Annotated in this window: 2 protein-coding genes; both read left to right on the forward strand. The window is 64.2% G+C overall.

Annotated elements, in window-relative coordinates; all coding sequences use genetic code 11:
• Positions 1-305: 305 nt before the first annotated feature.
• A complete protein-coding gene (locus QZV72_RS02625) occupies positions 306-1,850 on the forward strand; it encodes an IS1634 family transposase (RefSeq protein WP_297004901.1) in 1,545 nt (514 codons plus the stop codon).
• 152 nt (positions 1,851-2,002) lie between these two features.
• The gene (locus QZV72_RS02630; RefSeq protein WP_297004903.1) at positions 2,003-3,334 is read left to right on the forward strand and encodes an ISL3 family transposase; all 1,332 of its coding nucleotides are present in this window, start codon (positions 2,003-2,005) and stop codon (positions 3,332-3,334) included.
• The last annotated feature ends 13 nt before the right edge of the window (positions 3,335-3,347 follow it).

A 3,347-nucleotide genomic window follows, 5' to 3' on the forward strand; every position in this document is an offset into this window, starting at 1 on the left:
GGAACAAGGCCAACTACATCTTGCGGTCACTGATCCACTCGGGAGGACTCCGCGGAGCAATCAACGCACTGTGAAACCGGAAGAGCCACTAATCTGAGCCAAGTCAGGTGACAGTGAGGCATGGAAGCGACTTCCGGCGGTGGCGGCCGGACACGCGGCTGTTCTTCCACGGGAGACCGCCCAGGCCTGACTTGGCTCACTTTTCGTTGTTGACACATCATCCACCTCTGTGACCTGCGGAGTGTTCGCTAGGATCGGCCGAAAACCGTACTAAGCAACGGCCCTCAGCCGGTAGAATCGGCTCCATGCAGCCGAAGATCCGTACCGTGCCCACCGGCTCCGGTGCCACCGCGGTGCAGATCATCCACTCTTACGCTGGTGGTACGACCTCGATGGAACATGTCGGTTCAGCCCACACCGATGCCGAACTCGCCGCGCTGAAGGCCGAAGCCGCCCGCCGGATCCAGGGCGACCAGCTGGACCTGGGCCTAGACCTCGGCACGGACGTGCCGGTCTCCCCGTCCACGGCCACCGGCACCGTCGAGCAGCCCTGGCCGGTCACCGCCCAGCGTTCCGGCTACCTGCTCGACGCGATCGACACCGCCTACCGCGCGATCGGCCTGGACGTCGCCGCCGGCGGTGACGAGGTCTTCGCCGGCCTGGTCACCGCCCGCATCCTGCAGCCCGGCTCGAAGTACGACTCGATCCGCGTGCTTGCTGAAGCCGGGGTGACCTCGGCGAGCTACTCCACGATCAAGCGACGGCTGCCGCGGTATGCCACCGATGAGTTCCGCGACGCGGTCACCAGTGTGTGTGCTGATCACGCGAGGATCGGGCCGACCTCGCTGGTCCTCTATGACGTGACGACCCTGTATTGGGAAGCTGATGAGCCCGACGGGTTCCGTGAGCCGGGGTTTTCCAAGGAACGCCGGATCGACCCGCAGGTGACCGTCGGCATGCTGACCGATGCGTCCGGCTTCCCGCTGCGGATCCAGGCGTTTGAGGGGAACAAGGCGGAAACGAAGACGTTCCTGCCGTCGGTGGAGGCGTTCATGGACACCTACGATCTGTCGGACGTCACCGTCGTCGCCGATGCCGGCATGGTCAGTGAGGCCAACCGTCGGGACCTGGATGCCGCCGGCCTGTCCTACGTGTTGGGTGGCAAGACCAAGGAGCTGCCGTACCCGATCTGGAAGTGGCGGGCAGACAACCCCGGGGTTGACTACGTCCACGACCAGATCTGGGTCAGTCGGGATCCCGGTGACCCGGACAAGGGGATCCGGCCGTCGCGGACGATCTACCACTACTCGGCTGACCGTGCCCGCCGGGCACTCAAGGCCATTGAGGAGTCGCTGCGCAAGGCCCGCAACATTGCTGAGGGTAAGACCCCGGTCAAGCGCAACCGGTACGTGAAAATGGGGGCAACGACCAAGGAAGTCAACCTCGAGTTGGCGTCCAAGCACCGGGAACTGGCAGGCATCAAAGCGTATGTGACCAGCAGGTTAGATGAGGATCCTATGGTGGTCATCGGGTACTACCGTCGTCTGTTCCAGATTGAGCGGTCGTTCCGGATGGCGAAGTCGGATCTGCGGGCCCGTCCGGTGTTTCATACGCTCAAAGCGTCGATTGATGCTCATTTGACGGTGGTGATGGCGGCGGTGTCTGTGGGGCGTTGGTTGGAGTCTGCGTCGGGGTGGTCGTTGAAGAGATTGGTGCAGACACTGCGGGGTTACCGCGAGATGCGGATCAACGTCGGCGGACACGAGGCAGTGGCGGCGGTGCCGCTGCCGCCGGAGTTGATCGAAGTCATGAGCGATATCCAAACAAAGGCCTCCGCGAAACCGTACTAATCTGGCTCTTCCGGATAGGGAGTGCGTAGCAGGTGTGAAGCAGGCTGGATGGGCCACCACAACATGTAGGGGTCGGGGGCCGGAAAGGTAGAAGGACCCTGCAGTGACAGGATGAAGGTGTCTTAAGCATCCATCCAGCCGCTCCAGGATCCATGTCTCACCCTACCGTCACCGCCACCCCTGCCCCGAACCTCGTCGCCGACACGATCTGCCGCACCGTCGAGTTGGGCCTGTCGATCGACAACGCCGCCGACGCCGGCAACATCACCCACCTCTACTGTCATCCGGTGACCGTCGACCTCAGTTGCCCACGCTGCGGGCACGCCTGCCGAGTTCGCGACCATATCGAACGCAGGCTCACGGACCTGCCCATCGCCGGGCACCCCAGCCTGCTGCACGTCCGTGTACCCCGGTTGGTCTGCGTCAATGACGACTGCGAGGTCACCATCTTCCGGGCCTCGATCCCACAAGCCGCCGACGACCGTCAGACGGTGACCCGCCGGGTGACCCGCTGGATCCTCCAGCGCATGGCTACTGACGGCATGAGCGTGAAAGCCTGCGCCCGCGGGCTGGGCATCGGCTGGGACAAGACCAACCAGCTGGCTCTGACAGCCTGTCGGCACTTGTCCTACGGGGATCCCACCCGACTGGACCGGGTCCGGATCCTCGGCGTGGACGAGCACAAGTGGAAGCACGTCCGCGGCGACGGGTCCCCCGGGTTCGTCACCGTGATCGTGGACCTGACCCCGCTGGTCGACGGGGTAGGCTCTGCCCGACTCTTGGACATGGTGCCCGGCCGGTCCGCCGACGCCTTCGGCGACTGGCTCGATGCCCGCGGCAGCACGTTCCGCCACCGGATCCGGGTGGTGACCATGGACGGGTTCACCGGCTACGCGAAAGCCGCGACCCAGCACCTGGCCCAGGCCAGGCAGGTCATGGACCCTTTCCATGTCGTCCACCTGGCCATCGACAAGCTCACCGCATGCAGGCAACGGGTCCAGAACGAGACGACGGGACACCGCGGACGGTCCGGGGACCCGCTGTACGGCATCAGACGGATCCTGTTGACCAGGAAGTCGCTGGTCACCCCGACCAACGCGGTGAAGCTCGATGACGTGCTCACCAATGATGCGCACCTGCCGGTGCAGGTGACGTGGCACTTCTACCAGGAGATCATCGCCGCGTATCAACAGGACCGTCCCCGGGACGGGAAGCTGCGGATGTTCAAGGTCATCAAGGCGCTACACGTGAAGATCCCCAACGACCTGCGGGAACTGCGGGTGCTGGGCCAGACGCTGTGGCGGCGACGAGCGGACATCCTCGCCTACTTCGACACCGGTGCGTCCAATGGGCCGGTGGAGAATATCAACGGCAAGCTGGAGCACCTGCGCGGTATCGCCCTGGGGTTCAGGAACAAGGCCAACTACATCTTGCGGTCACTGATCCACTCGGGAGGACTCCGCGGAGCAATCAACGCACTGTGAAACCGGAAGAGCC

The organism is uncultured Corynebacterium sp., from assembly GCF_902782855.1.
Taxonomy (GTDB): Bacteria; Actinomycetota; Actinomycetes; order Mycobacteriales; family Mycobacteriaceae; genus Corynebacterium.